This is a genomic window from Massilia sp. AB1, from assembly GCF_018119385.1.
Lineage (GTDB): Bacteria > Pseudomonadota > Gammaproteobacteria > Burkholderiales > Burkholderiaceae_D > Telluria.
Genome location: NZ_JAGKSG010000022.1, coordinates 37,184 through 59,871, shown reverse-complemented (window position 1 = coordinate 59,871; position 22,688 = coordinate 37,184). Strand labels below are relative to the sequence as shown.

At 66.5% G+C, this 22,688-nt stretch carries 23 protein-coding genes and 1 other RNA gene; 14 read left to right on the top strand and 10 right to left on the bottom strand.

What is annotated here, in order from left to right:
* Positions 1-200: 200 nt before the first annotated feature.
* Positions 201-1,151 carry an AAA family ATPase gene (locus tag J8847_RS14210; protein WP_211525367.1) on the top strand — a complete coding sequence of 317 codons (951 nt, stop codon included), beginning with the start codon at positions 201-203 and terminating at the stop codon, positions 1,149-1,151.
* Here J8847_RS14210 and J8847_RS14205 read toward each other — a convergent pair whose 3' ends face one another.
* The gene (locus J8847_RS14205; protein WP_211525366.1) at positions 1,152-1,709 is read right to left on the bottom strand and encodes a hypothetical protein; all 558 of its coding nucleotides are present in this window, start codon (positions 1,707-1,709) and stop codon (positions 1,152-1,154) included. It abuts the gene before it with no gap.
* Positions 1,706-1,834 carry a hypothetical protein gene (locus J8847_RS24355; protein ID WP_267876280.1) on the bottom strand — a complete coding sequence of 43 codons (129 nt, stop codon included), beginning with the start codon at positions 1,832-1,834 and terminating at the stop codon, positions 1,706-1,708. The genes J8847_RS14205 and J8847_RS24355 overlap by 4 nt, the downstream gene beginning before the upstream one ends.
* 344 nt (positions 1,835-2,178) lie before the next feature.
* Here J8847_RS24355 and J8847_RS14200 point away from each other — a divergent pair, with 344 nt between their 5' ends.
* Positions 2,179-2,940 carry a PEP-CTERM sorting domain-containing protein gene (locus J8847_RS14200; protein ID WP_211525365.1) on the top strand — a complete coding sequence of 254 codons (762 nt, stop codon included), beginning with the start codon at positions 2,179-2,181 and terminating at the stop codon, positions 2,938-2,940.
* 88 nt (positions 2,941-3,028) lie between these two features.
* On the opposite strand, the gene J8847_RS14195 is transcribed toward J8847_RS14200, so the two are convergent.
* From J8847_RS14195 to rnpB, 4 genes are all read right to left on the bottom strand, one after another.
* Positions 3,029-3,676, bottom strand: coding sequence for a GNAT family N-acetyltransferase (locus J8847_RS14195; RefSeq protein WP_211525364.1), 648 nt, complete (start codon positions 3,674-3,676; stop codon positions 3,029-3,031).
* Between the two features lies 1 nt (position 3,677).
* Positions 3,678-5,165, bottom strand: a complete 1,488-nt coding sequence (gene glpK, locus J8847_RS14190; protein WP_211525363.1) for a glycerol kinase GlpK — start codon at positions 5,163-5,165, stop codon at positions 3,678-3,680.
* Positions 5,166-5,184: 19 nt separating this feature from the next.
* Positions 5,185-5,748 (bottom strand): YdcF family protein, encoded by a 564-nt coding sequence (locus J8847_RS14185; protein ID WP_229512831.1) that lies wholly within the window; start codon positions 5,746-5,748, stop codon positions 5,185-5,187.
* A 114-nt stretch (positions 5,749-5,862) separates the two neighbouring features.
* Positions 5,863-6,201, bottom strand: an RNA gene (rnpB, locus tag J8847_RS14180) — RNase P RNA component class A.
* A gap of 188 nt (positions 6,202-6,389) precedes the next feature.
* Between rnpB and J8847_RS14175 the strand changes: the two genes are divergently transcribed.
* On the top strand, positions 6,390-8,093 hold the full coding sequence (locus J8847_RS14175; protein ID WP_211525361.1) for a thiamine pyrophosphate-binding protein: 1,704 nt from the start codon (positions 6,390-6,392) through the stop codon (positions 8,091-8,093).
* Between the two features lie 43 nt (positions 8,094-8,136).
* Here the strand turns inward: J8847_RS14175 and J8847_RS14170 are convergent, their stop codons facing one another.
* Positions 8,137-8,331, bottom strand: a complete 195-nt coding sequence (locus J8847_RS14170) for a hypothetical protein (RefSeq protein ID WP_211525360.1) — start codon at positions 8,329-8,331, stop codon at positions 8,137-8,139.
* Between the two features lie 265 nt (positions 8,332-8,596).
* Here J8847_RS14170 and ftsY point away from each other — a divergent pair, with 265 nt between their 5' ends.
* Genes ftsY through ftsX form a run of 3 tightly spaced genes read left to right on the top strand, consistent with a single transcriptional unit; the run spans position 8,597 to position 11,270 of the window.
* Positions 8,597-9,688: a signal recognition particle-docking protein FtsY gene (gene ftsY / locus J8847_RS14165; protein ID WP_211525359.1), complete on the top strand. Its 1,092-nt coding sequence runs from the start codon at positions 8,597-8,599 to the stop codon at positions 9,686-9,688.
* A gap of 5 nt (positions 9,689-9,693) precedes the next feature.
* Positions 9,694-10,353 (top strand): cell division ATP-binding protein FtsE, encoded by a 660-nt coding sequence (locus J8847_RS14160; RefSeq protein WP_211525358.1) that lies wholly within the window; start codon positions 9,694-9,696, stop codon positions 10,351-10,353.
* Positions 10,350-11,270, top strand: a complete 921-nt coding sequence (gene ftsX, locus J8847_RS14155) for a permease-like cell division protein FtsX (RefSeq protein WP_211525357.1) — start codon at positions 10,350-10,352, stop codon at positions 11,268-11,270. Before J8847_RS14160 ends, ftsX begins: the two co-directional genes overlap by 4 nt.
* A 9-nt stretch (positions 11,271-11,279) precedes the next feature.
* Here the strand turns inward: ftsX and J8847_RS14150 are convergent, their stop codons facing one another.
* Positions 11,280-11,753, bottom strand: a complete 474-nt coding sequence (locus J8847_RS14150; protein WP_211525356.1) for a hypothetical protein — start codon at positions 11,751-11,753, stop codon at positions 11,280-11,282.
* A gap of 9 nt (positions 11,754-11,762) precedes the next feature.
* A complete protein-coding gene (locus tag J8847_RS14145; protein ID WP_229512829.1) occupies positions 11,763-12,308 on the bottom strand; it encodes a lysozyme in 546 nt (181 codons plus the stop codon).
* A gap of 749 nt (positions 12,309-13,057) precedes the next feature.
* On the opposite strand from J8847_RS14145, the gene rpoH reads away from it, so the two are divergent.
* The 8 genes from rpoH (at position 13,058) to yghU (ending at position 19,950) form a co-directional block, all read left to right on the top strand.
* Positions 13,058-13,948: an RNA polymerase sigma factor RpoH gene (rpoH, locus tag J8847_RS14140; RefSeq protein WP_211525355.1), complete on the top strand. Its 891-nt coding sequence runs from the start codon at positions 13,058-13,060 to the stop codon at positions 13,946-13,948.
* A gap of 77 nt (positions 13,949-14,025) precedes the next feature.
* Positions 14,026-14,424, top strand: a complete 399-nt coding sequence (gene arfB / locus J8847_RS14135; RefSeq protein WP_211525354.1) for an alternative ribosome rescue aminoacyl-tRNA hydrolase ArfB — start codon at positions 14,026-14,028, stop codon at positions 14,422-14,424.
* Between the two features lie 255 nt (positions 14,425-14,679).
* A complete protein-coding gene (locus J8847_RS14130) occupies positions 14,680-15,258 on the top strand; it encodes a sigma-70 family RNA polymerase sigma factor (RefSeq protein ID WP_211525353.1) in 579 nt (192 codons plus the stop codon).
* On the top strand, positions 15,255-15,887 hold the full coding sequence (locus J8847_RS14125; RefSeq protein WP_211525352.1) for a zf-HC2 domain-containing protein: 633 nt from the start codon (positions 15,255-15,257) through the stop codon (positions 15,885-15,887). The genes J8847_RS14130 and J8847_RS14125 overlap by 4 nt, the downstream gene beginning before the upstream one ends.
* Positions 15,888-15,901: 14 nt before the next feature.
* Complete coding sequence (locus J8847_RS14120) at positions 15,902-17,158, top strand: S8 family serine peptidase (RefSeq protein WP_229512827.1); 1,257 nt, start codon at positions 15,902-15,904, stop codon at positions 17,156-17,158.
* Positions 17,068-17,790: a TorF family putative porin gene (locus J8847_RS14115; protein ID WP_211525350.1), complete on the top strand. Its 723-nt coding sequence runs from the start codon at positions 17,068-17,070 to the stop codon at positions 17,788-17,790. Before J8847_RS14120 ends, J8847_RS14115 begins: the two co-directional genes overlap by 91 nt.
* A gap of 62 nt (positions 17,791-17,852) precedes the next feature.
* Entirely contained in the window at positions 17,853-18,986 is a 1,134-nt protein-coding gene (locus J8847_RS14110; RefSeq protein WP_211525349.1) for a TIGR03118 family protein, read from the top strand.
* Between the two features lie 124 nt (positions 18,987-19,110).
* A complete protein-coding gene (gene yghU, locus J8847_RS14105; RefSeq protein ID WP_211525348.1) occupies positions 19,111-19,950 on the top strand; it encodes a glutathione-dependent disulfide-bond oxidoreductase in 840 nt (279 codons plus the stop codon).
* A 1-nt stretch (position 19,951) separates the two neighbouring features.
* Here the strand turns inward: yghU and J8847_RS14100 are convergent, their stop codons facing one another.
* Positions 19,952-22,636 (bottom strand): EAL domain-containing protein, encoded by a 2,685-nt coding sequence (locus tag J8847_RS14100; RefSeq protein WP_211525347.1) that lies wholly within the window; start codon positions 22,634-22,636, stop codon positions 19,952-19,954.
* Between the last annotated feature and the right edge of the window lie 52 nt (positions 22,637-22,688).

The window sequence follows — 22,688 nt, the reverse complement described above, 5'->3', positions numbered from 1 at the left end:
ACGCCCGTGCGAATGTTGACGTGTGGAAACAACATTTCCCACGCAGAATTACACTGTATGGAATTGCAGGTCCCTGGAAGCCGAGTTAGGATGAAGCCAAGGCGATGACCCACCTGCCTCTGGCTCGCTCGGCAGGATGGCGGAGCCAGGCGGAGCGGGCCAGACTGGCGGACCGCTGGTCCGTTGCCAAGGAGATAGCCGTGAGCATCACCCTCGCCCGTACCCGCGCGGTCTACGACCTGACTGAAGTGCAGGAAGCGCTGGACCGCAACCGCGGCCGCTCCCCGGAACTCGACGCGTTTTACGAGCGCATGCTGGAGACCGGGGCCGACCGATTCGTCACCACTCCTTCTTCCGTCGACGCGCTCGATCCCCTGTTCGAGGAATGTCCCAATTTCGATGAAGTGCTGGACGACCTGGCGCGCTACCTGCGCCTGGCCCATGCCGGCGACAAGGGTTTCAACGTCATGCCCATCCTGCTGCTGGGCGGCCCCGGCGTGGGCAAGACCCATTTCGCCAAGCGCCTGGCCAGGGCCATGTCCACCGAGTGCGAACTGATCAGCATGAACGCCCTGTCGGCCGGCTTCGTCATCACCGGCAGCTCGGCCAGCTGGCGCGGCGCCAAGTGCGGCAAGGTGGCCGAGCGCCTGGTGCGCGGCAAGTACGCCAACCCGGTGCTGGTGCTGGACGAAGTGGAAAAGGCGAGCGGCTCGACCCAGTCCGATCCGCTGGCCGCCCTCTATCAATTACTGGAGCCGGAAACCTCGAAGGCTTTCCGCGACGAATTCATTGACGTCGACGTCGACGCCAGCCAGATCTTCTGGGTGCTGACCGCCAACTCGGTGGACGGCATTCCCTCTCCCCTGCTCAACCGCATGGCGGTCTACGAAGTCCCCAAGCCGACGCCCCAACAAGCGGCCGGCATCGCCCAGCGCATGTACCGCGGCCTGGTCGAGGAACTGAACCTGGGCGGCTTCGACGACGTGCTCGCCGATGGGGTGCTCGACAAGCTGGCGCCGGTGTCGCCGCGCGACCTGCGCAAGACCCTGCTCGACAGTCTCGGCTATGCGGTGGCGGACGGCCGCGCCCATGTGAGCGTGGACGACATCCGCCTGCGGCAGGCGCCGGGCAAATCCAGGATCGGGTTTTAACTACGGATGCCGGGCCAGCTGGCGCCGCTCGGCCGCGCGCCCGTGCAGCAGCGCCAGCAGCTGGTCGGCCTGCTCGACGCTGACCAGCAGCGACTGGCCTTCCCTGGCCGGCAGATACACCACCCGCTCGCGGTCGGTCATGGCCACGAACAGCGGCCGCTGGTCTTCGCTGGTGAAGCGTCCGGCGGCATAGCCCGGCAAGCTGATGCCGTTGTTGCGCAAGCCCAGCTGGGCGGCGTCGATCGCGGCCAGGCTGCCGTGGCGGGCATGCGCCAGGTCGAACTCGCCGATGTCGCGCGCGTATTCATAAAAGTAGCTGGCGCGCACCAGGACCTGACCGTCGCGCACCTCGAGCGTGTTCTTCGACAGGCCCAGCGCCAGCAGCAGGGTCACGGGCAGCACCAGCGCCCCGGCCGCGGCCCCGCTTTTCAGCTTGGCCGCCAGGCCACGCTTGCGCGCCAGCAGCATCGGCAGCGCGGAAGCCAGGCAAGTGATACCGATGAGTGTCAAATATGCCGACAGGCCGACGGCGGGAATGTCGAACACGGCAGCGCTCATCGGTGCACCTCGCGCCGGAAAGGATCATAGCTGACGACGACCGCCCAGCCTTGCCAGGCCAGCGGCAATCCCCATCCGCAGCCACATTCCGGCGGTTTCGCCGGGAACCAGTACTTCTTTTCCATGTACCCGCTCCGGTTCAGTCTTTCGCAGCGTCACCTTAACAGACTTGCCTTGCGCGCGGCACGGCGATGGCTCAAACCCCTCCCATCCCTATATGTCGTCGCCGCCGAACTTGGATGAGAGTCCTGATTCTTAACGTGAAGACACCCAATTTTTTCCGGAGGGATAGAAAGTTTTAAATAGAAACTTTCGGTATTTTTTACACTTTTCCTTTCTGTCGAAGTGCTACCCGCGATAGGTATTTGATTTATCTCAAAGTATTGACGCTGGCCCGTAACTTGCTCTTACGACGTTGTAGTACCTGGCAGTTACCCACAAGAACGAAGTAATTCCATAGGAGCTAGTGATGAAGTCAAAAATCCTGAAGCTTGCAATTAGTGCAGCACTCGTAACTGGCGCCTCGCCAGCATTCGCCGACCTGGTCTATCAAACTGGCGCACAACAAACAGGCACTGGCCTGGGCGCCGTGTCGACCGTGGTGACTGTCCAGGACAACACCGTCGGTCCCCAACCGCCCGCTACCGAGTCGGGCTGCGTCCGCCACACCAATGGCGGCAACATGACCAATCCGGACCAGACCTGCGAGCCGAGCACTGGCTTGCTCGGGGGGGACAATACCGGCGCCGTTGGCGGCAATGGCGTTTATTTGCTCAGCGATATCGACGGCATCACCACCGCTGGCGAACTCGGTTTCGTTGTGAACATCAGCGAACCTGGCAGTGACGACGCGACCCTCACCGACCTGTACATGAGCCTGTACGCCCTCGATGGCACCTTGCTGGAAATCTTCTCGTACACCGGGCCTGACCTGATCTTGGAAGATACCGGGGGCATCGGCCAGTCAGGCCTGCACCGTTTTGTCCTGGACGACCTCCAAGCCGCAGCCGCCGACCTGGCCTGCCCCGACCTGACGCAATGCGTCGTCGCTGGCGGGGTCCAGTTCCTTGCAGGCACCACCCAGGGCACCCCGGAAACCGTGCGCGTCGGCGCCTTCGAGCGTGACGACAGCGGCAACCCGGGCGAAGTGCCGGAGCCGGGCTCGGTCGCCCTGCTGGGCCTGGGCGCGATGGCAATGGGCGCAATGCGCCGCCGCTTCGCAAAGAAGTAAGCCAGCCTGACAGGTACTGCTTCAAGCGCCGGTCCGGCATCGTCCGGGCCGGCACCGCCGGGCCGGCGCCTGAAGCGTATCCACTGTTCTACTGCTCGCCCGGGATCACCACGGTCGAGTAAGCCGTCACGACCTTCCATCCGAGCGCCTCGTACAAGGCCCGCCCCTCTTCGGTTGCCACCAGCACCCTGTTCGCCTGGTGCGATTGCTGCATGCCGCCCAATGCCGACATGATCGCCCTTCCCAGGCCGCGCCGGCGATGCGCCGCGTGCGTGTCGATGCGATCGAACACGAAGCATCCATCGTGTTCCACGGCGTAGCCGCTCGCGGCGACGGAGCCGTCTCCGGCATGGATGCGCGCCATGTAGACGCCGTCTCTCTCCGCGACCTCCAGCCGGTAGCCTGGCCCCGGCATGCGCGGCTCGCCGTCCATGCCTGCCTGGGTCATGAAGTAGCCGCCCGGCTGCAGCCGCCAGCGCGCAGGCACAAGCGCCAGCAGCTGCTCGCCGGAACCGCACATCTTGATGAAGACGCGGCTGGTCTCGATCGACGCCGCCAGCTCCGCCAATCGGGGATCGGGACCGGCGAACACGTAGCGCCGCACTTCCTCCGGCGAAGCGGTGTCGACGCGCATGCCGCCGTGGTCCGGAACAGGCCGGGGAAGGCCACGGGCCAGCGAACGCCCGGCGAGCCAGCCCCACAGCAGCGCGGGATCGACATGGGACGCGCTGCGCATGTCAGGGCGTGACCCAATCGCGGGCATGCTGGACCGCCCTGGCCCAGCGCGCCATCAGCGCTTCGCGGCGCGCTTCTTCCATGACAGGCTCGTAGCGGCGCTCGGCCTGCCACTGGCGCGCGATGTCCTCGCCCGACTCCCAGAAACCGACCGCCAGGCCGGCCAGGTAGGCCGCCCCCAGGGCCGTGGTTTCGGTCACGCGCGGACGCACCACGGGAATGCCGAGCAGGTCGGCCTGGAACTGCATCAGCATGTCGTTGCACGCCGCGCCGCCGTCGGCCCGCATTTCGGTGACGGCGCAGGCGGCGTCCTTCTGCATCGCATGCAGGAGCTCGGCGCTCTGGTAGGCGATGGCTTCGACCGCGGCGCGCGCGATATGGGCCGCCGTGGTCCCGCGCGTCATGCCGACGATGGCGCCGCGCGCATACGGGTCCCAATGCGGAGCGCCCAGGCCGGTGAAGGCCGGCACCAGCATCACCCCGCCGCTGTCGGGCACGCTCAGCGCCAGCGGCTCCACATCGGCGGACTGCCGGATGATGCCCAGGCCGTCGCGCAGCCACTGCACCGTGGCGCCGCCCATGAACACGCTGCCTTCCAGCAGGTAGTCGGTGGCGCCGGCGATGGTCCAGCCGACCGTCGCCAGCAGGCGGTTGTGCGAGACGGGCGGCGTATCGCCCGCGTGCATCAGCATGAAGCAGCCGGTGCCATAGGTGTTCTTGACCAGGCCCTTGCGGTGGCAAGCCTGGCCGAAGGTGGCCGCCTGCTGGTCGCCGGCGATGCCGGCGATCGGAATCGCGTGGCCGAACCACTCCTCGGACGCCAGGCCCACGACTTCCGAACTGGCCACCACTTCCGGCAGCACGGCTGCCGGAATGCCGAACAGGTCCAGCAATTCCTGGTCCCAGCGCAGCGTGTGGATGTTGAACAGCATCGTGCGCGAGGCGTTGCTGACGTCGGTGACGTGGCGGCCGCACAGGCGGAACGCCAGCCAGCTGTCGACGGTGCCGAAGGCCAGCTCGCCGCGTTCGGCGCGCTGGCGCGCATGCGGCACGTGCTCGAGCAGCCATTGCAGCTTGGTGGCGGAAAAATAGGCGTCGACTTCGAGGCCGGTGCGTTCCTGGATCATGGCGGCATGGCCGGCCGCGCGCAGGCGGTCGCAGGCTTCGGCGGTGCGGCGGTCCTGCCAGACGATGGCGCGGGCGAGCGGTTCGCCGCTGCTGCGGTCCCACAGCAAGGTGGTCTCGCGCTGGTTGGCGATGCCGATGGCGGCCACTTGCGCGGGCTGGATGCTGGCCTGGCGCAGGGCCTCGCGTGCGCAGGCGAGCTGGCTGCTCCAGATGTCGAGGGCGTCGTGCTCGACCCAGCCGGGCTGGGGGAAATGCTGGGGGTATTCGCGCTGGCAGCTGGCGACCGGCAGTCCCGCGTGGCCGAACAGGATCGCGCGCGAACTGGTGGTGCCCTGGTCGAGGGCGAGGATGAAGCGATCCATCGTGTCTCCTGAAGCGGTGCTAAGAAGAGAAGCCCAGGCGCGGATACCCGGCGCAGCCGTCAACCTCGTGCAGGAAGCCTGCGTCCAGGTAGCGCGGGATCTTGTCGAATTCACCCAGCACCCGGCTGCGGAATGGCTCGTCCTCGTACCAGCGTTCGGCCGGGACGCCGAAGTAGTTGACCGGACAGACCGACATGCGCAAGCCCGGCCAGTGCCGCTGCAAGGTCATGAGGTAGCGGCGCGTCGAGCACACCTTGCCGATGACGAGGACGCTGCGGATCGCGCCGAGGTCCATCGCTTCGGCCGCACGGGCGCGGCCGAAGCGGACGTTTTCGCCGGTGTTGGTGGCGGCGGTTTCCAGGATCAGGACCGACTCGGGCAGGCCCATGCGCACCAGCCGCTCGCCGATGAGCTCCGCCTCGGCTTCCAGCAGGCCGCGCGTGCGCCCGCCGGAGACCAGCAGGCGGCGGAACATGCCCTGCTGCCAGAGCCCATAGGCCGCGTCGCAAAATTCGGGCACGCCGTGGCGCGTGCCGAACAGGAAGCCAAGGTCCGAGGGTGAGGCCGGAAAAGCCGGCATCATGTAGTCGGCTATCAGCTGCAAATCAGTGGGAGACATGGCGCGGGAGCGAGTCGTCGACAGGCCGATCATATCAGCCCGGCAAGCCCTTATGTCCACGCCGTGGAGAGAGAATTCAAGTAAAGCAGGCCGATAGGCCGGATTCTGTGTAGTGGTCTCCCTTGCGGGACGCCCCTATGACAGCCATTCCTCTAGGCGCTGGATTACTCCAGCGCTCAAGCTTCCTACCCGCACGCTCCGCGAGCAACATCAACGCGTGCCTATTTGGAATTGCTCCAGGTGGAGGTTACCGCGTTTCACCGTAACTTAATACGCTCGTCTCTGTGGCCCTATTCCTCGCCTTATACCTTGCGGCTTTCAGCGGACGGCCGTTAACCGTCACCCCGCTCTGTGGAGTCCGGACCTTCCTCCCGCCCGCATCCGAAGATGAGGGCCAGCGACTGTCTGGCCTGCTTCACGGCTGACATTGTAACCGATTGGGGGCTGCTCGACGAACTTGGGTCCCGGCCTCCGCCGGGATGACGTTTACGGGCAGCGGGCCGAACGCTCGCGTTTTCTGAAATTTGATGTCGCCATTTCAAAAGCCTCCACTGAGCAGCTCACATAGAATGCCCGGATGCCAAACCAACAAGGATGACCGAACCATGACGCACCCTTCCCGTACCGGCGGCCAGATCCTGGTCGATGCGCTCCACATCCACGGCGTGGACACCGCCTTCGGCGTGCCGGGCGAAAGCTACCTCGACGTGCTCGACGCGCTGCACGATTCGCAGATCCGCTTCGTGATCAACCGCCAGGAAGGGGGCGCGGCGTTCATGGCCGAGGCCTACGGCAAGCTGACCGGCAAGCCGGGCATCTGCTTCGTCACCCGCGGCCCGGGCGCCACCAACGCCTCGATCGGCGTGCACACCGCCTACCAGGACTCGACCCCGATGATCCTGTTCATCGGCCAGGTCGGCAACGACTTCATCGACCGCGAAGCCTTCCAGGAAATCGACTACCGCCGCATGTTCGGCCAGATGGCCAAGTGGGTGGCCCAGATCGACCGCGCCGACCGCATCCCCGAATACATCGCGCGCGCCTTCCAGGTCGCCACCAGCGGCCGTCCGGGCCCGGTGGTGCTGGCGCTGCCGGAAGACATGCTGGTCTCGACCGCCGCCGTGGCCGATACCCGCCCCTACCAGCCGGTCCAGGGTTCGCCCTCCGCCGCCCAGATCGCCCAGCTGCGCGCCATGCTGGCCGAAAGCCGCCGTCCGCTCGTGCTCCTGGGCGGCAATACCTGGAACGACCAGGCCTGCGCCGACCTGCGCGCCTTCGCCGAAGCCAACCACCTGCCGGTGGCCTGCGCCTTCCGCTTCCAGGACCTGCTCGACAACGATCACCCGCACTACGCCGGCGATGTCGGCATCGGCATCAATCCCAAGCTGGCGGCGCGCGTCAAGGACGCCGACCTGCTCATCGCCCTCGGCCCGCGCCTGGGCGAGATGACTACCAGCGGCTACTCGCTGCTGGCCTCGCCGGTGCCGCAGCAGCGCCTGGTGCACTTCCACCCGGACCCGGAAGAACTGGGCAGCGTCTACCAGGGCGAACTGATGGTCGCCAGCGGCATGCAGCAGGCCTGCGCCATGCTGGCCGCGATGGAACCGGTCGACGCCAGCGCCTGGAAAGGCACGGTCGCGCAAGCCAGGGCCGAGCTGGCCGCCTACCAGGCCCAGCCGCCTATCTTCAAGGAAGGCAATGCCCCGCTCGACCTGTGGCAAATGGTGCAGGAACTGATGGCCCAGCTGCCGCACGACGCCATCATCACCAACGGCGCCGGCAACTATGCTTCCTGGGCGCACCGCTTCTACCGCTACGGCGGCATGCGCACCCAGCTGGCGCCGACCAGCGGCGCGATGGGCTACAGCGTGCCCTCGGGCGTGGCCGCCAAAATCGTGCAGCCGGAGCGCACGGTGGTGACCTTCGCCGGCGACGGCGAGTTCATGATGAACGGCCAGGAACTGGCCACGGCGGTGCAGTACGGCGCCGGCGTCGTAATCCTGCTGTTTAACAACGGCATGTTCGGCACCATCCGCATGCACCAGGAACGCGAATACCCGGGCCGTGTGTCCGGCACCGGCCTGCACAATCCGGACTTCGCCGCCTTGTCGCGCGCCTACGGCGGCCATGGCGAAGTGGTGGAAACGACGGAAGAGTTCGGCCCGGCCCTGCGCCGCGCGCTGGCCCATGCCAACGAGCACAACAAGCCGGCCCTGATCGAGCTGCGCTACGACGGCAACCTGATCACGCCGAACGCGACCCTGGAAGCCATCCGCAAGAACGCGGAAGCCACCAAGGCGAAACGCTGAGCGGGAAACCCGGCTCGGGAAACCGGGCCGGGAAGACTGTGAGTCAGTTCTGTTCCAGGCCGAGCTCGGCTGGAAGCGGGATGGGAGCGTCGAAGAAGCTGGCCTGTTCAGGATGCGTCAGGAACAGCGCGACCAGGGCAATGAAGGCCCAGACGACGATGTTGCGCAGGGTCGCGGCGCTGCCTTCGAGGGCGTTGTCACCGAACACCAGGCGCTTCAGGAAGTTCGTGATTTTCACGGTTAAACCCCGATTTTATCTATTGGTTTCTCTCTGGCTGTCACTCTATATCAGCCGCGCTCGTTTTTCCAGTTTCGCACTGTTGAGCTGTGACGATTTGATGACAGATTGACGACACGAAAATCGTCCGTGAAGCCAGCGCCCGCGCCGCGTGGGCGCGCGCAGTGGGCTGCGGAGTAGGCTGTATTGCTGCTCTGGTAAAATATTCGCTACTTTTTTCATCGCGCCGCCTCCTGGCGCTGCATGCAGCCCCCACCACCAGACCATGTTTAGCTTCTTCAAGAGAAAAAAAGCTCCGGAAACTCCGGAGGTGCAAGCGCCTGCGCCAGTCATCGCGCCCGAGCCGGCCCCGGCGCCTGAGCCCGAACCGGCATCCGCGCCTGTCCCGGCGCCGATCGCGCTGCAGGAAGGCGAGCTGTTCCCTGAAACCGCCGAGCGTCCCACGACCGAAGCCGAAAAGAAACGTTCCTGGATGACGCGCCTGAAGGCGGGCCTGTCCAAGACCTCAAGCAACCTGTCGCTGCTGTTCGTCGGCGCGCGTATCGACGAAGACCTGTACGAGGAACTCGAAGCCGCCCTGCTGATGTCGGACGCCGGCATGGACGCCACCCAGCACCTGCTGGATGCGCTGCGCCGCAAGGTCAAGGAAGAAAAGCTGCTGGACGCGGCCGCCGTCAAGAATGCACTGAAGGAGTTGCTGATCGAGCTGCTGCAGCCGCTGCAAAAGCCGCTGGAGCTGGGCCGCCACGACCCGCTGGTGATGATGATCGCGGGCGTCAACGGCGCCGGCAAGACCACCACCATCGGCAAGCTGGCCAAGCACATGCAGCGCTTCGAGCAATCGGTGCTGCTGGCCGCCGGCGACACCTTCCGCGCCGCCGCGCGCGAGCAGTTGATGGTCTGGGGCCAGCGCAACAACGTCACCGTGATCTCGCAGCAGTCGGGCGACCCGGCCGCGATCGCCTTCGACGCGGTGCAGTCGGGCAAGGCGCGCGGCGTCGACGTGGTCATGGTCGACACCGCCGGCCGCCTGCCGACCCAGCTGCACCTGATGGAAGAACTCAAGAAGATCAAGCGCGTCATCGGCAAGGGCATGGAAGGCGCCCCGCACGAGACCCTGCTGGTCATCGACGGCAACACCGGCCAGAATGCCCTGGCCCAGGTGAAGGCCTTCGACGACGCCCTGCAGCTCAGCGGCCTGATCGTCACCAAGCTGGACGGCACCGCCAAGGGCGGTGTGCTGGCCGCGATCGCGCGCACCCGCCCGATCCCGGTCTATTTCATCGGCGTGGGCGAAAAGCTGGACGACCTGCAACCTTTCAACGCGGAAGAATTCGTCGAAGCGCTGCTCGGCTAAACCCCATGATCGAATTCCAGTCTGTTTCAAAACAGTACTCCCATGACGCCTATGCGCTGCGCGACGTCTCCCTCAGCATCGCCAAGGGCGAGCTGGTCTACCTGGCCGGCCCTTCGGGCGCCGGCAAGTCGACCCTGATGAAGATGGTGGCCGCGGTCGAGCGGCCCAGCAGCGGCAAGGTGCTGGTCAACGGCCAGGACATCGGCCGCATCAACAAGGCCGGCATTCCCTTCCTGCGCCGCAACCTGGGCCTGATCTTCCAGCAACAGCGCCTGCTCAACGACCGCCACATCCTGGCCAACGTGATGCTGCCCCTGCTCGTGACCGGCGCACAGAAAGGCCAGGCCGAGCAGCGCGCCCGCGCCGCGCTGGACAAGGTCGGCCTGGCGGACCGCGCCAAGGCCATGCCGCTGGAACTGTCCGGCGGCGAACAGCAGCGGGTCGCGGTGGCGCGCGCCATCGTCAACCGCCCGCAGATCATCCTGGCCGACGAGCCGACCGCCAACCTCGACCGCGTGGCGGCCGACAAGGTGATCGACGCCCTGCGCGCCTTCCACGCCGCCGGCGTCACCTGCGTGATCTCGACCCACGACGAGCAGGTGCTCGACGCGGCCGGCCGCGTGATCCGCCTGGAGCACGGCCACTTGGTCGGAGGTGCGGCATGAGCCCCTGGTTCCGCCAACACAGCTTCGCGCTGGGCGCCGCGCTGTCCACGGTGCGCAAGTCGCCCGGCAGTTTCCTGTTCAACGTGCTGGTCGTGGCCCTGGCCCTGACCCTGCCCTTCGCCGGCATCACCCTGCTCGACAACGTGCGTCCCCTGTCCGAGCAATTGTCGGTCGACCCGGAAATCAGCCTGTACATGCGGGAAGACACTCCGCGCGCCGAGGCCCAGGCCCTGGCGCCGCAGATCCGCGCCATCGTCGGCAAGGGCAAGACGCAAGTGAACTTCGCGCCGCGCGAAAAGGCGCTGGCCGAGCTCAAGGACAGCAGCGGCCTGGGCGACGTGATCGACACCCTGGGCGAGAATCCGCTGCCGGACAGCTATGTGATCAAGCTGGAAGCCTTCGCCAGCGCCGGCGCGGCCGAGCAGGTCGACGCCATCGTCGAGCGCCTGCGCGCGCTGCCGGGGGTGGAATCGGTGCAGGTCGATTCGAGCTGGGTCAAGCGCCTGGCCGCCATGCTGGGCGTGCTGCGCCTGGCCCTGCTGCTGCTGGCCGCCACCCTCGGCATCGTCGTGATCGCGGTGGTGTTCAACACGATCCGCCTGCAGGTGCTGACGCAGAAGGAAGAAATCGCCGTCGCCAAGCTGCTGGGCGCGACCGACAATTTCATCCACCGGCCCTTCTATTACACCGGCGCCCTGCTCGGCCTGTGCGCCGGGGCCGTGGCCCTGGGCGTGGTGGCGCTGGCGCTGGTGCCGATGAACGAGGCGATCCTGGCGTTTGCGCGCCTGTATGCTTCGGATTTCCAGTTGTTCCCGCTGGGGGCGCTGGAAGTGGCGGGCTTGCTGGCGATCAGCGCCGGTCTTGGACTGATCGGGGCGATGCTGTCGGTGCAGCGGCATCTGGCGCGGGTGCGCTGAAGTTTCTATTTAATGGTGACGGTGTTCTGGCTTCCCGATCTTGACGGCGCCAAAGAAGAACCCGTCCCAAAAGATCACCGCTCGATTGGGTTGTTTGATAAAGACATGCGTGCAGCCCAGGTCGACGACCGTGACCGGATTGGGAAGCCGTAAATTCCTTGCGCTGATCCGGGCTTCACGGCGCACATAGAGATCTGGCTCGACGCGCTGGGCCTCCAGACTGGGGGCTCCACAAGTCTGGTCGCCGAATCGCGTTCCCTCCTTTCGTATTGCCATCACGCGACCGAGCAGTTTTTTCGCCTGTTCGTCGTCGATCGACGTAATCTCGACGTTATCGAGAACGGAAGTGAAACGCCAGTCTCCAATTACCTCATGGACAGGTTGCGCCGCTTGCAGTGGCACGGCGATAAGCAGTGCAGTCATCGCAAGCACAGCATATGCGTGGATTCGCTGGCCTAAGATAGAGCTAGGCAAGAAGGACATGCGGGTCTCCTATTTGATGGCTCGGGCTGCGGTCTCGGATTTCCCCATGGTTCGGAACGGGGCGCTCTCTTCTTCGCGTCGTTTGACGAGTCCAGGTGCCAGTTTCAGCTGTCCCTTCACTCTGACTTTGTTTGCTTCCGATATCCGTTGTGCGGCGGCCTGAAAATTGTTGTCGTTGAGAGCTTGGTACACCCGCTCGTTAGTGACGTTGGCCGTGTTGTAGGTAAAACTCACAAGACTATCGAACTGGGCCTGGTTAAGCTTCACCTTCACTTTAATTTTTACTCGTCGCTCCGCCTCTGCAACTCTCTTTACATACTCAAGCTCTATCGAGGGTGCAGTGACTTTCCGCTCCAGCTCCTCTGGCGTGCATACGCCCTTATGGACATAAAACCCGATCCCCCAAGTACAATTTCCCCTATTTCTTCCCATATCGTTGTAATACTTCAATACGACCTTTTCAGTGTTTCGCATCGCTTCCAACGCTTGCGGACTCATCCTCATCCCAGCGTTTGGATTTGCCGTAGAGGCGGGGCGTGCATTCGTCGTTGCCATTCCGGGCTCCGTTGAAGAGGGAAGCAGTCAACTTATCAGACCAGTGCGGCTGCCTCGTGACGTATGTCAGACAAGCAAACCTGGCGAGATAGACGTGATGTGAAATCAGCAACGAAACCTTGGCGCTCGTTGCAAAGTCTCGTTTCCTCAACCGGTCAATTGGGATGGCTTTTTCGGGACGAAATCGGTCGGCTTATGGATGAGCAAGGACATTCGATGGCCGCGAAGCCCAAACTGAAAGCGATAAGAAACCAGCTTGGGCATCGCATGGGCCAAGTAGTTTCCAAGCCATTCGCAGCCCCCTTGAAAATCGTGCCGCTGGCCTCATTTCTACTGCTTAGCCGTTCCACCCTACGCAATCACGCGAAATCCTCCTACAAGCCGAGCGATCCCAACGTGCGGCAGCCAACAGAGGGGCGGTGCCTCAGCCCTTAATCTGTCCCTGAACGCAAAACTTCCAGCACTTTCAAGCTCACACCTGAGCTGCATCAAGCATTTAGCGACGTCCTGCTCTACAGTGGAACCGGCGGTCAATTTGATGCTTTTGGGCAATACTTTGGCAGGCCTTAAGCACCGCGGCGGTTCCTAGCACTCACCTCGGGAGAGTGCTAATATATGAGCTAAGGAAAGTCAGATTTCAAGAGAAACGCATCCGTAAGCAGTCGTAACAGCGCGTAACAGCTATGCCACTGAGCAATCCTTGGTGGCACATTGTGGATGCAGCAAGATTATCTAAGAGGGAAATGAATATGTCCGCACAATCCGCATTGGTTCCGACCAGCAGTCGTGCTCTGGGACTCGGTTTCACAGGCAATCTTGGCAATATCGACGCCTACATCTCGGCCGTCAACCGCCTGCCGATGCTGACCCATGAGGAAGAGGTCTCGCTGGCAACGCGGCTGCGGGACAACAATGATCTCGATGCTGCGCAGAAGCTGGTGCTGTCGCACCTGCGCCTGGTGGTCTCGATCGCGCGCGGCTACCTGGGCTATGGCCTGCCGCACGCCGACCTGATCCAGGAAGGCAACATCGGCCTGATGAAGGCCGTGAAGCGTTTCGACCCGAACCAGGGCGTGCGCCTGGTGTCGTACGCCATGCACTGGATCAAGGCCGAGATGCATGAATACATTCTGAAGAACTGGCGTCTGGTCAAGGTTGCAACGACCAAGGCGCAGCGCAAGCTGTTCTTCAACCTGCGCAGCAACAAGCAGAGCCTGGACGCCATGTCGCCGGCCCAGGTCGACGAGCTGGCCAAGATGCTCGACGTCAAGCGCGAGGAAGTGATCGAGATGGAAACCCGCCTGTCGGGCCGCGACATCGCCCTCGAAGCGCCGACGGACGACGAGGACGACAAGTTCTCGCCGATCGCCTACCTGTCCTCGGACCTGGAAGAGCCGACCAAGGTCATCGAAGCCGGCGAAGTCACCCGCCTGCAGTCGGAAGGCCTGGAGACCGCGCTGGCTAAGCTGGACCCGCGTTCGCGCCGCATCGTCGAAGCGCGCTGGCTGGCGAACGACGACGGTTCGGGCGCGACCCTGCACACGCTGGCCGAAGAGTTCGGCGTGTCGGCCGAGCGTATCCGCCAGATCGAATCGGCTGCGCTGAAGAAGATGAAAGGCGCGCTGGCCGCTTACATGTAATCGGCACGCCGCACCAGGAAAGCTCCGCCGCGGCGGAGCTTTTTTTTCGCGCCTGCAAAGGCTCATTGCTCAAGCATATGAAACCGACGATCCATCCCGACGAGGTGGCGTTCAGCGCGATCCGCGCCCAGGGCCCGGGTGGCCAGAACGTGAACAAGGTCTCGTGCGCGGTCCACGCGCGCTTCGACATCGCCGCATCCTCGCTGCCGGAGGAGGTCAAGGCGCGCCTGCTCGCCTTGCGCGACGCCCGCGTCACCCAGGAAGGCGTACTGGTCATCAAGGCCCAGCAATCGCGCAGCCTGGAGCAGAACAAGCTCGATGCGCTGCAGCGCCTGCAAGCCCTGGTCGACAAGGCGGCCGAGGTCCAGGCGGAGCGCCGCCCTACCCGGCCCACACGCGCCTCGCAGCGGCGCCGGCTCGACGCCAAGAACCGCAGCGGCCAGATCAAGGCCCTGCGCGCCAAGGTCAGCGACTAAGAACCTATCTCGGTAGGCGGAAGTCGCTGCTGGCGCGCCTGACAAGCCCGGGCGGCGTTGCTCGTCGTTGCATGGCTAGCCATGCGGCCTCCTCGCGCCTTGCCCGCGCTTGCCATGCATCGCCAGCAGCTTCCCCCGCCTACCGAGATAGGTTCTGAGAAACGTGTGACAATCCGCATGCAGCCCGGGTGAACCTTTGCGCGCCTGCGCGGTATTCACCGGGGGACAGAACAAGAACACGGGAGCGCGAGCGGCGTGAACGGCCGGAACCATGACAGGGAACTGGCGTTACTGGACGAAGCCTGGCTGATCCAGCGGGCGGCGGCCGGAGACCGTTGCGCCTTCGAATCCCTGTACCGGCTGTATTTCCCGCGCATCGCGCGTTTCCTGCACCGCATGACGCGCAATGCGCAGCTGATCGAGGAGGTCGCCAACGATGCGATGCTCGCCGTCTGGCAAAAGGCCAGGACCTTCGACGGCAGCTGCAAGCTGTCGACCTGGATCTTTGCGATTGCCTACAGGAAGGCCTGCAAGGCCCTGCACGCGCTCGACGAACCGCTCGAGGCCTGTCCCGACGACTGCGAATGCGGTCCAGGCTGCCAGCCCGAGCGCCTGTTCGAACAGCTGCGCCTGGGCGACGCCGTCAACGCCGCGCTCGACACCCTGCCGCTGGCCCAGCGCGCGGTGTTCCAGCTGACCTTTTTCCACGACATGGGCTATGCGGAAATCGCCGAGGTGATGGCTTGCCCGGTCAACACCGTCAAGACCCGGCTGTTCCATGCGCGCCGCAGGCTGGCCCAGCTGCTGGCCGATCAACTGGAGGAAAGGACATGAGCGGACAGGATGCCCATCAGGCGGCCCAGGCGGTGCTGCCCTGGCTGCTGAACGGCACGCTGGCGCCCGAGGAGCGCGCAGGTGTCGAACGCCACCTGCAGGAATGCGCGCCCTGCCGCGCCGATCTCGACGCGCTGCGCGCCATGCGCAGCTCTGCGGCCCAGCCGGACCCGGATTGCGATCCCGAGCGCGCCCTGGCGCGGCTGCTGCCCGCGCTCGACGCCGGCGCAGCCAAGCCACGGCCATCACGCCCCACCCTGCTCCAGCGCCTGGCCGCCAACGATGCCCGCTGGCTGGTCCGGGTTGCCGCGGCCCAGTTCGCGCTGATCGCGCTGCTGGGCGGCCTGCTGCTGGCGCGGGTGTCGCCGTCGCCGGACATGGGCGCCTATCGTCTCCTCGGCGCCGAGGCGCCGGCCCAGGCGAACCTGGTGCTGGCCTTCGCACCGGACACGCCCGAGCAGGAGCTGCGCCGCATCGCGCGCGCCGACGGGGTACGCATCGTCGGCGGCCCGACCAGCACCGGCGCATGGCTCGCCGTGACATCCAGCGGCGACATGACGGCGGTGCTGGCGCGCCTGCGCGCGGAGCCGGCGGTGGTGCTGGCCGAGCCGCTCGCCAGCAGGAAGTAAGCATGCGCGCGGCCATGCGAGCCCTCCTGTGCGCCCTCCTCGGCGCGCTGCTGCTGCTGGGCGCGGGCGTGCAGGCGCAGGACGCGCCGGACGCCGGCCAGGCGGCAGCGCGCCAGGTGCTGGTGATGCTGCGCCTGCCGCCCCAGCATTACCGGCCCGACGCCGCCTACGGCGGCAACTACCGCAACGACAGCGGCCAGGCGGCGCGCCGGCGCGTGGCCCAGGACCTGGCGCGCACCCACGGCCTGACCCTGGTCAGCAACTGGCCGATGCCGGTCATCGGCGTCGACTGTTTCGTGATGGAACAGCACGGCGCCGCGCCGCTCGCGTCCGTGCTGGCGGCGCTGGCGCGCGACCCGCGCGTGGCCTGGGCCCAGCCGGTCGGGATCTACGAGACCCTGGGCGGCGGCGATCCGCTGTTCCGCCTGCAGCCGGCGGCGCGCGCCTGGCGCCTGGCCGAGCTGCACCGCGCCAGCACCGGCCGCAAGGTCGCGGTGGCGGTGATCGACAGCGGCATCGACGCCGCCCATCCCGACCTGGCCGGACAGATCGCGCTGCAGGAGAACCTGGTCGATACCCAGGCTGCCGTGGCGGAGGCGCACGGCACCGCCGTCGCCGGCGTCATTGCGGCGCGCCGCGACAATGGCGTCGGCATCGCCGGCGTCGCGCCCGATGCGCGCCTGATGGCCTTGCGGGCCTGCTGGGAAACAGCGGGTCATCCCGCACGCTGCAGCAGCTTCACGCTGGGCAAGGCGCTCAACGTGGCCTTGATGCACGAAGCGCGCATCATCAACCTCAGCCTGGGCGGACCGCCCGACCGCCTGCTGCAGGCCTTGCTGGACGCGGCCCTGGCGCGCGGCGTGCTGGTGGTGGGGGCGATCGATCCGCAGCTGCCCGGCGGCGGCTTCCCGGCCTCGCATCCGGGCGTGATCGCGGCCGGCGCCGTGGATGCACCCGATGCCGACATCCCCACCAGCCTGCCCGGCGGACGCTGGGGCTTCGTCTCCGGCTCGTCCTATGCGGCGGCCCACGTGAGCGGCATGGCGGCGCTGCTGGTCGAGCTGCGGCCGGATGCCCGTGCCCCGGTGGTGCGCCAGGCCTTGCGCGAGCAGGCGCGCTCTACCCTCCATCTAAACGCAGAGCAGAGCCGCGCCGACGCGCGAGCTGGTAGTATGGATCCATGCGCGCGCCCCTGCTCCCTGCGACCCGCCACCATTGCTTCTTCCGCACCGCCCTGCGCGCGCGCGGCGTCCTCGCCACCTTCCTGCTGACCTTCTCCTGTGCGACGCAGGCGCAAGTAAGCGCCAGCCTATCCCTGGTGTCCGAATACGCGGTGCGCGGCCTGTCGCTCAGCGAAGGCCGGCCCGCCGCCCAGCTGCGCGTCGACTACGACAGCCCATCCGGCTTGTATGCGGGCGGCTTCGTGTCCTCGGCCAGCCTGGCCTACAGCCCCACCGGGGCCCAGTTGATCGCCTATGCCGGCTATGCCCGCAGGATGGCCTCCGGCCTGAGCTGGGACGCCGGAATCAGCCGCACCAGCTTCGCGCGCGACGCCCGCTACCGCTACGACGAGTTCCATGCCGGCCTGAGCTGGGAAAGCGGCAGCGTGCGCGCCTATCTGTCGCCGCACTACTATGGCGCCGGGCGCAGCGCCTATCTCGAGTGGAACGGCGTGCATCCGCTGGGCGAGCGCTGGCGCCTGGTCGGGCACGCGGGCGTGCTGCGCCGCTTCGGCGGCTATGGCGGCGCCGGTGGACCGGCGCGCGCCGACCTGCGCCTGGGACTGGCCTACGATGCCGGCCCCGCCACCTTCCAGCTGGCCTGGCTGGCGCGCCAGCGCGACCCGGCCGTCGCCGCCCCGCGCGCACGCGCGCTGGCGGCCAGCATCGGCGTCGCCTTCTGAAGAACCTTTCAGGATCGGGGTGGGATTAACGCAGGTATCCACCCCACCTGACAGGAGCCATCATGACCATCCATCACAGAGCGGCCGCCTTGCTCAAGGCAGGCCTGGCCGGCCTCACCCTCGCCGCCGCAGCGGTCTCCTGCGGCGGCGGTGGCGGCGACGACGAAGAGATGACCGTCACGCCGCCGGTCTCCACCATCACCAGCGCCTACACCGCCACCTCGCTGGTGACGGAAGCGGCCGGCGGCGCTCCCAACACCGACGCCAAACTGCTGAACGCCTGGGGCATCGCCTTCAACCCGAACGGTTTCGTCTGGGTGGCGAACGAAGGCAGCTCGAGCTCCACCTTGTACGACGGTAACGGTGTGCCGCAGACCCTGGTCGTGGCGATCCCGGCGGGGACCGCCGGCGCGGCCAGGCCGACCGGCATCGTCTTCAACGGCAGCCAGGATTTCAAGGTGACGCAGAACGGCGTCACCGGGGCCAGCCCCTTCATCTTCGCCGGCCTGGACGGCACCATCGCCGGCTGGTCGCCGGCGGTGAACCTGAACAACGCGGTGACGACGGTGGACACAGGAAGCAATGGCGCCTTCTACACCGGCCTGGCGATCGGCAACTCCGCGGGAGCGAACTATATTTATGCCGCCGACTTCCGGCGCGGCGGCATCGATGTCTACGACACCGCCTTCCAGAAAGTTACCCTGCCCGGCGGCGGCTTCGTCGATCCCGGCCTGCCGCCCAACTATGCGCCCTTCGGCGTGCAGGCGGTGGGCGACCGTGTCTACGTCAGCTACGCCCAGCGCGGCGCGAACGGCACCGACCGGGTCGCCGGTATGGGCCTGGGCTTGATCAACGTGTTCTCGACCGGCGGCGCCTTCGTGGGACGGCTGGTCACGACTGGCGGCGTCCTGAACGCGCCCTGGGGCATGGCGATCGCGCCTGCCGACTTCGGCGACTTCAGCAACATGCTGCTGGTGGCCAACCGCGGCGACGGCAAGATCAACGCTTTCAGTCCGCATGACGGCAAGCTGATCGGCACCCTGATGCGCAGCGACCGCACGCCCATCGTCATCGACGGCCTGTACGGCATCGCCTTCGGCAACGGCATCCAGGCCCAGCCGCGCAATGCGCTGTTCTTCACGGCCGGTCCGGGCAACGGAACGCGCGGCCTGTATGGGCGGATCCAGCTGCAGTGAGGCGGCCATGATGCGGGAACCGGGCATGGGACTGGTGCGGCGGCGGAGCTTGCGCGATGCGCCCGGCGCGCTTTCCGCGCAGCCGCTAGAATGTTTCTCCGACCCGATTCGAGCAGGAGAAACCATGGCAGAGCAAACGCCTTACGTCCCACCCAAGGTCTGGACGCCGGCCGCCTCCGGCGGCGCCTTCGCCAACATCAACCGCCCGGTGGCCGGGCCCACCCACGACAAGGAACTTCCGGTCGGCAAACACCCGCTCCAGCTGTATTCGCTGGGCACGCCCAACGGCGTCAAGGTCACGATCATGCTGGAGGAACTGCTGGCCCTGGGCCACGCGGGCGCCGAGTATGACGCCTGGCTGATCCGCATTAACGAGGGCGACCAGTTCTCCAGCGGCTTCGTCGAGATCAACCCGAATTCGAAGATCCCGGCCTTAGTGGACCGCAGCGCCGCCGAGCCGCTGCGCGTGTTCGAATCGGGCTCGATCCTGCTCTACCTGGCCGAGAAGTTCGGCGCCTTCCTGCCCAGGGAGCTGGCGGCGCGCACCGAGACCCTGAACTGGCTGTTCTGGCAGATGGGTTCCGCGCCTTTCGTGGGCGGCGGCTTCGGGCACTTCTATGCTTATGCGCCGGAAAAGCTCGAGTATCCGATCAACCGCTATGCGATGGAAACCAAGCGCCAGCTCGACGTGCTGGACCGGCAGCTGGCCCGGCACCGCTTCGTGGCCGGCGAGGAGTACACCATCGCCGACATGGCGATCTGGCCGTGGTACGGCGGCATGGTGCGCGGCGAAGCGTATGACGCGGCCGAGTTCCTGTCCGTGCACGAGTATAAGCACGTGGTACGCTGGGCCGAGGAAATCGCGGCGCGGCCGGCGGTGATCCGCGGGCGCAAGGTCAACCGGGTACGCGGCAAGCCCGACGAACAGGTGGCCGAGCGCCACCAGGCTTCCGACCTCGACTAGGTCAGGCCGCCGCGGCGCTTTCGAACAGGAAGCGCCGCGCCATCATCAGTGCCATCTCTTCCGCCGGCACCGGCCGCGCGATGTAGAAACCCTGCACCTCGTTGCAATCGAGCCCGCGCAGGATGGCCAGCTGCTCCTCGGTCTCGACACCTTCGGCCACCACCGACATGCCGAGCGCGTGGGCCATCGACACGATGGCCTGGAAGAACACCTTGCCCTCCTTCGACCTGGCCAGCTCGGTCGTGAAGGCGCGGTCCACCTTCAGCACATCCATCCTGAGCCGCTGCAGCTGCGACAGCGAAGAGTAGCCGGTGCCGAAGTCGTCCACGTGCAGCTTGACGCCGAGAGCGCGCAGCGCGGCCAGCTCGGCCAGGATGTCGTCGTGGTCGCCCATCATCGCCGACTCGGTGATCTCCACTTCGATCAGGCTGGCCGGCACGCGATAGCGCTCCAGTGCACTGCTCAGCTGGCGCTGCACGCCGCCGCGCAGGAACTGCTTGGGCGAGACATTGATCGACACCGGCACCAGCGCCACCCCGGCTTCGCGCCAGGCTGCCAGCTGGGCGCAGGCCTTGCCGATCACGGCTTCGCCGATGCGCACGATCAGGCCGGTCGATTCGGCCAGCGGAATGAAGTCACCCGGCGCGACCATGCCCAGCTCGGGATGGCGCCAGCGCAGCAGCGCTTCCATGCTCAGGAGTTCGCCGCTGCGCGCGTCCACGCGCGGCTGGTAGTGCAGCAGGAACTGGTCGGCCTCGATCGCTTCCAGCATGCGCTGCTTGAGGCGCGCGCGCGAATTCAGGTTCTGGGAATAGGCCGGGTCGAAGAAGCGGTACTGGCCCTTGCCTTCGTTCTTGCCCGCATACATGGCGATATCGCTGTGACGCACCAGGGTCTCGGCATCCAGCCCGTCGCGCGGATACATGGCGATGCCGACCGAGGCGCCCACCGCATGCAGCTCGTCCTTGAACAGGAAGGGCACGGCGAAGGCCTCGACGATGCGCGCCGCCACCGAGGCGGCCTGGCGCTCGCCCTCGCAGGGATGGAGCAGCACCACGAATTCGTCGCCGCCGAAGCGCGCCACCTGGTCGCTCGGGCGCAGCAGCGACAGCAGGCGCTGGGCGGCCGACTTGAGCAGCTGGTCGCCGGTGGCGTGGCCGTGCGAATCGTTGACGTGCTTGAACTCGTCCAGGTCGATGAACAGCAGCGCCAGCCCCGCCCCGCTGGCCCTGGCCTGGGCCAGCGCGGCCGGCATCGCGGCCAGGAAGGCATGGCGCGTGGCCAGGCCGGTCAGGCTGTCTTCGTTGGCCAGGCGTTCCAGCTGCACCTCGTGCTCCTTGCGCTCGCTGATGTCCTGCAGGGTGACCGCAAGGCCGTTGCCGACGCGGACCAGGCGCCGCCGTCCCCAGCCGATGTTCAGGCGGTTATCGAGCGGCAGCTTGCGGTCGTCTTCGTGGAAGCCCGCGTCCATCGCCTTGCGGTAGGTGGCCAGCAGCTCCTCGCCGAACAGCGCGCTGTCGATGCGCGACAGGCTGGCGCCCACCAGCTCCTCGCGCTTCATGCCGTAGAAGAAGGCGCCGCGCTCGTTGCAGTCGACGATGCGGAAGTCCTCGATCTCGCCGTCGCGCCCGCGTACCGCGGCCGCCATGTAGAAGCCGTCGTTGCCGCTCTCGGTGGCGGTGCGGTAGGCGCGCCGCACCTCGTCCTGCTCGCGTTCGCGCTGCAGCGCGCGCCGCGCCAGCACGGCGCCGAAGCCGCCCAGCAGCAGCAATCCCGCGGTGGCGACGATGGCGCGGTCGCGGCTCTCGGCCCAATAGGCCTGCGCGGCTTGCTGCGCTTCGCTGTGCGACAGGCCGACCAGGGCCACCAGCGGGTAGACCGTCGAATGGCGCCAGCCCAGTACCCGCGCCTTCGTATCCAGGAAGCCGCCGCTGCCTTCGACGAGGCGCACCCCGCGTTCGCTCGACCACATGGCGCCGCGCAGCGGCAGCAGCGGTCCGTCCGTGTCGGCGAAGGCGGCGCCGTCGCTGCGCTGTTCGATGCGCAGCCGTCCTTCTGTGCCGGCCATGGCCACCACGCCGTCCGCGCCCAGGGTGGCCGGGCTCACGAAGGAGGTGAAGTAGCGCGCGTCGACCGCCATCAGCACGATGCCGTCGAATTCGTCGTCGAGCGTGTCCAGGCGGCGCGTGAAGAGCACCGCTTCGCCGGCCTTGCCGAACAGCGCGGGCGCGGCGCCGACCCGCAGCGCGGTCGAGATGTGGTTGCGGTGCTGGGCGAAGAACTGGCCGCCGGAGATGTCCGCGCCCAGCAGCGCCGGACGGGTCGAGGAACGCACCACGCCGTCGCGGTCGATCACGGCCACCACGCGGAAGGCGCTGTCGGTGAACATGCCGTCGCGCCGCAGTTCGTCCAGCAGGCCGCGCTCGCGCGAATGCTCCCAGCTGAACTTGAGCTGCATGGTGATCTGGTCCATCTGCCCCACCGAGCGGGTGATGTACTGCTCGTAGGCTTCGGCGTAGGCGGCGGCATCCTTGCGCACCTGCGCTTCGGCACGCGCCTGCTCGGCGTCTGCGCGGAGCACGGTTGTGGTCCACAGCACGGCGCTGAGCAGCACGGCCAGCAAGGGCCAGGCGAAGACGGGAAAGCGGTGACTACGGAGAGGGGCCGGGGCCGAATGTTTGCTCATCAACGACAGTTTCAGTAAGGCATCTGTTGTCAGCTTACTGATGGAAGATGTC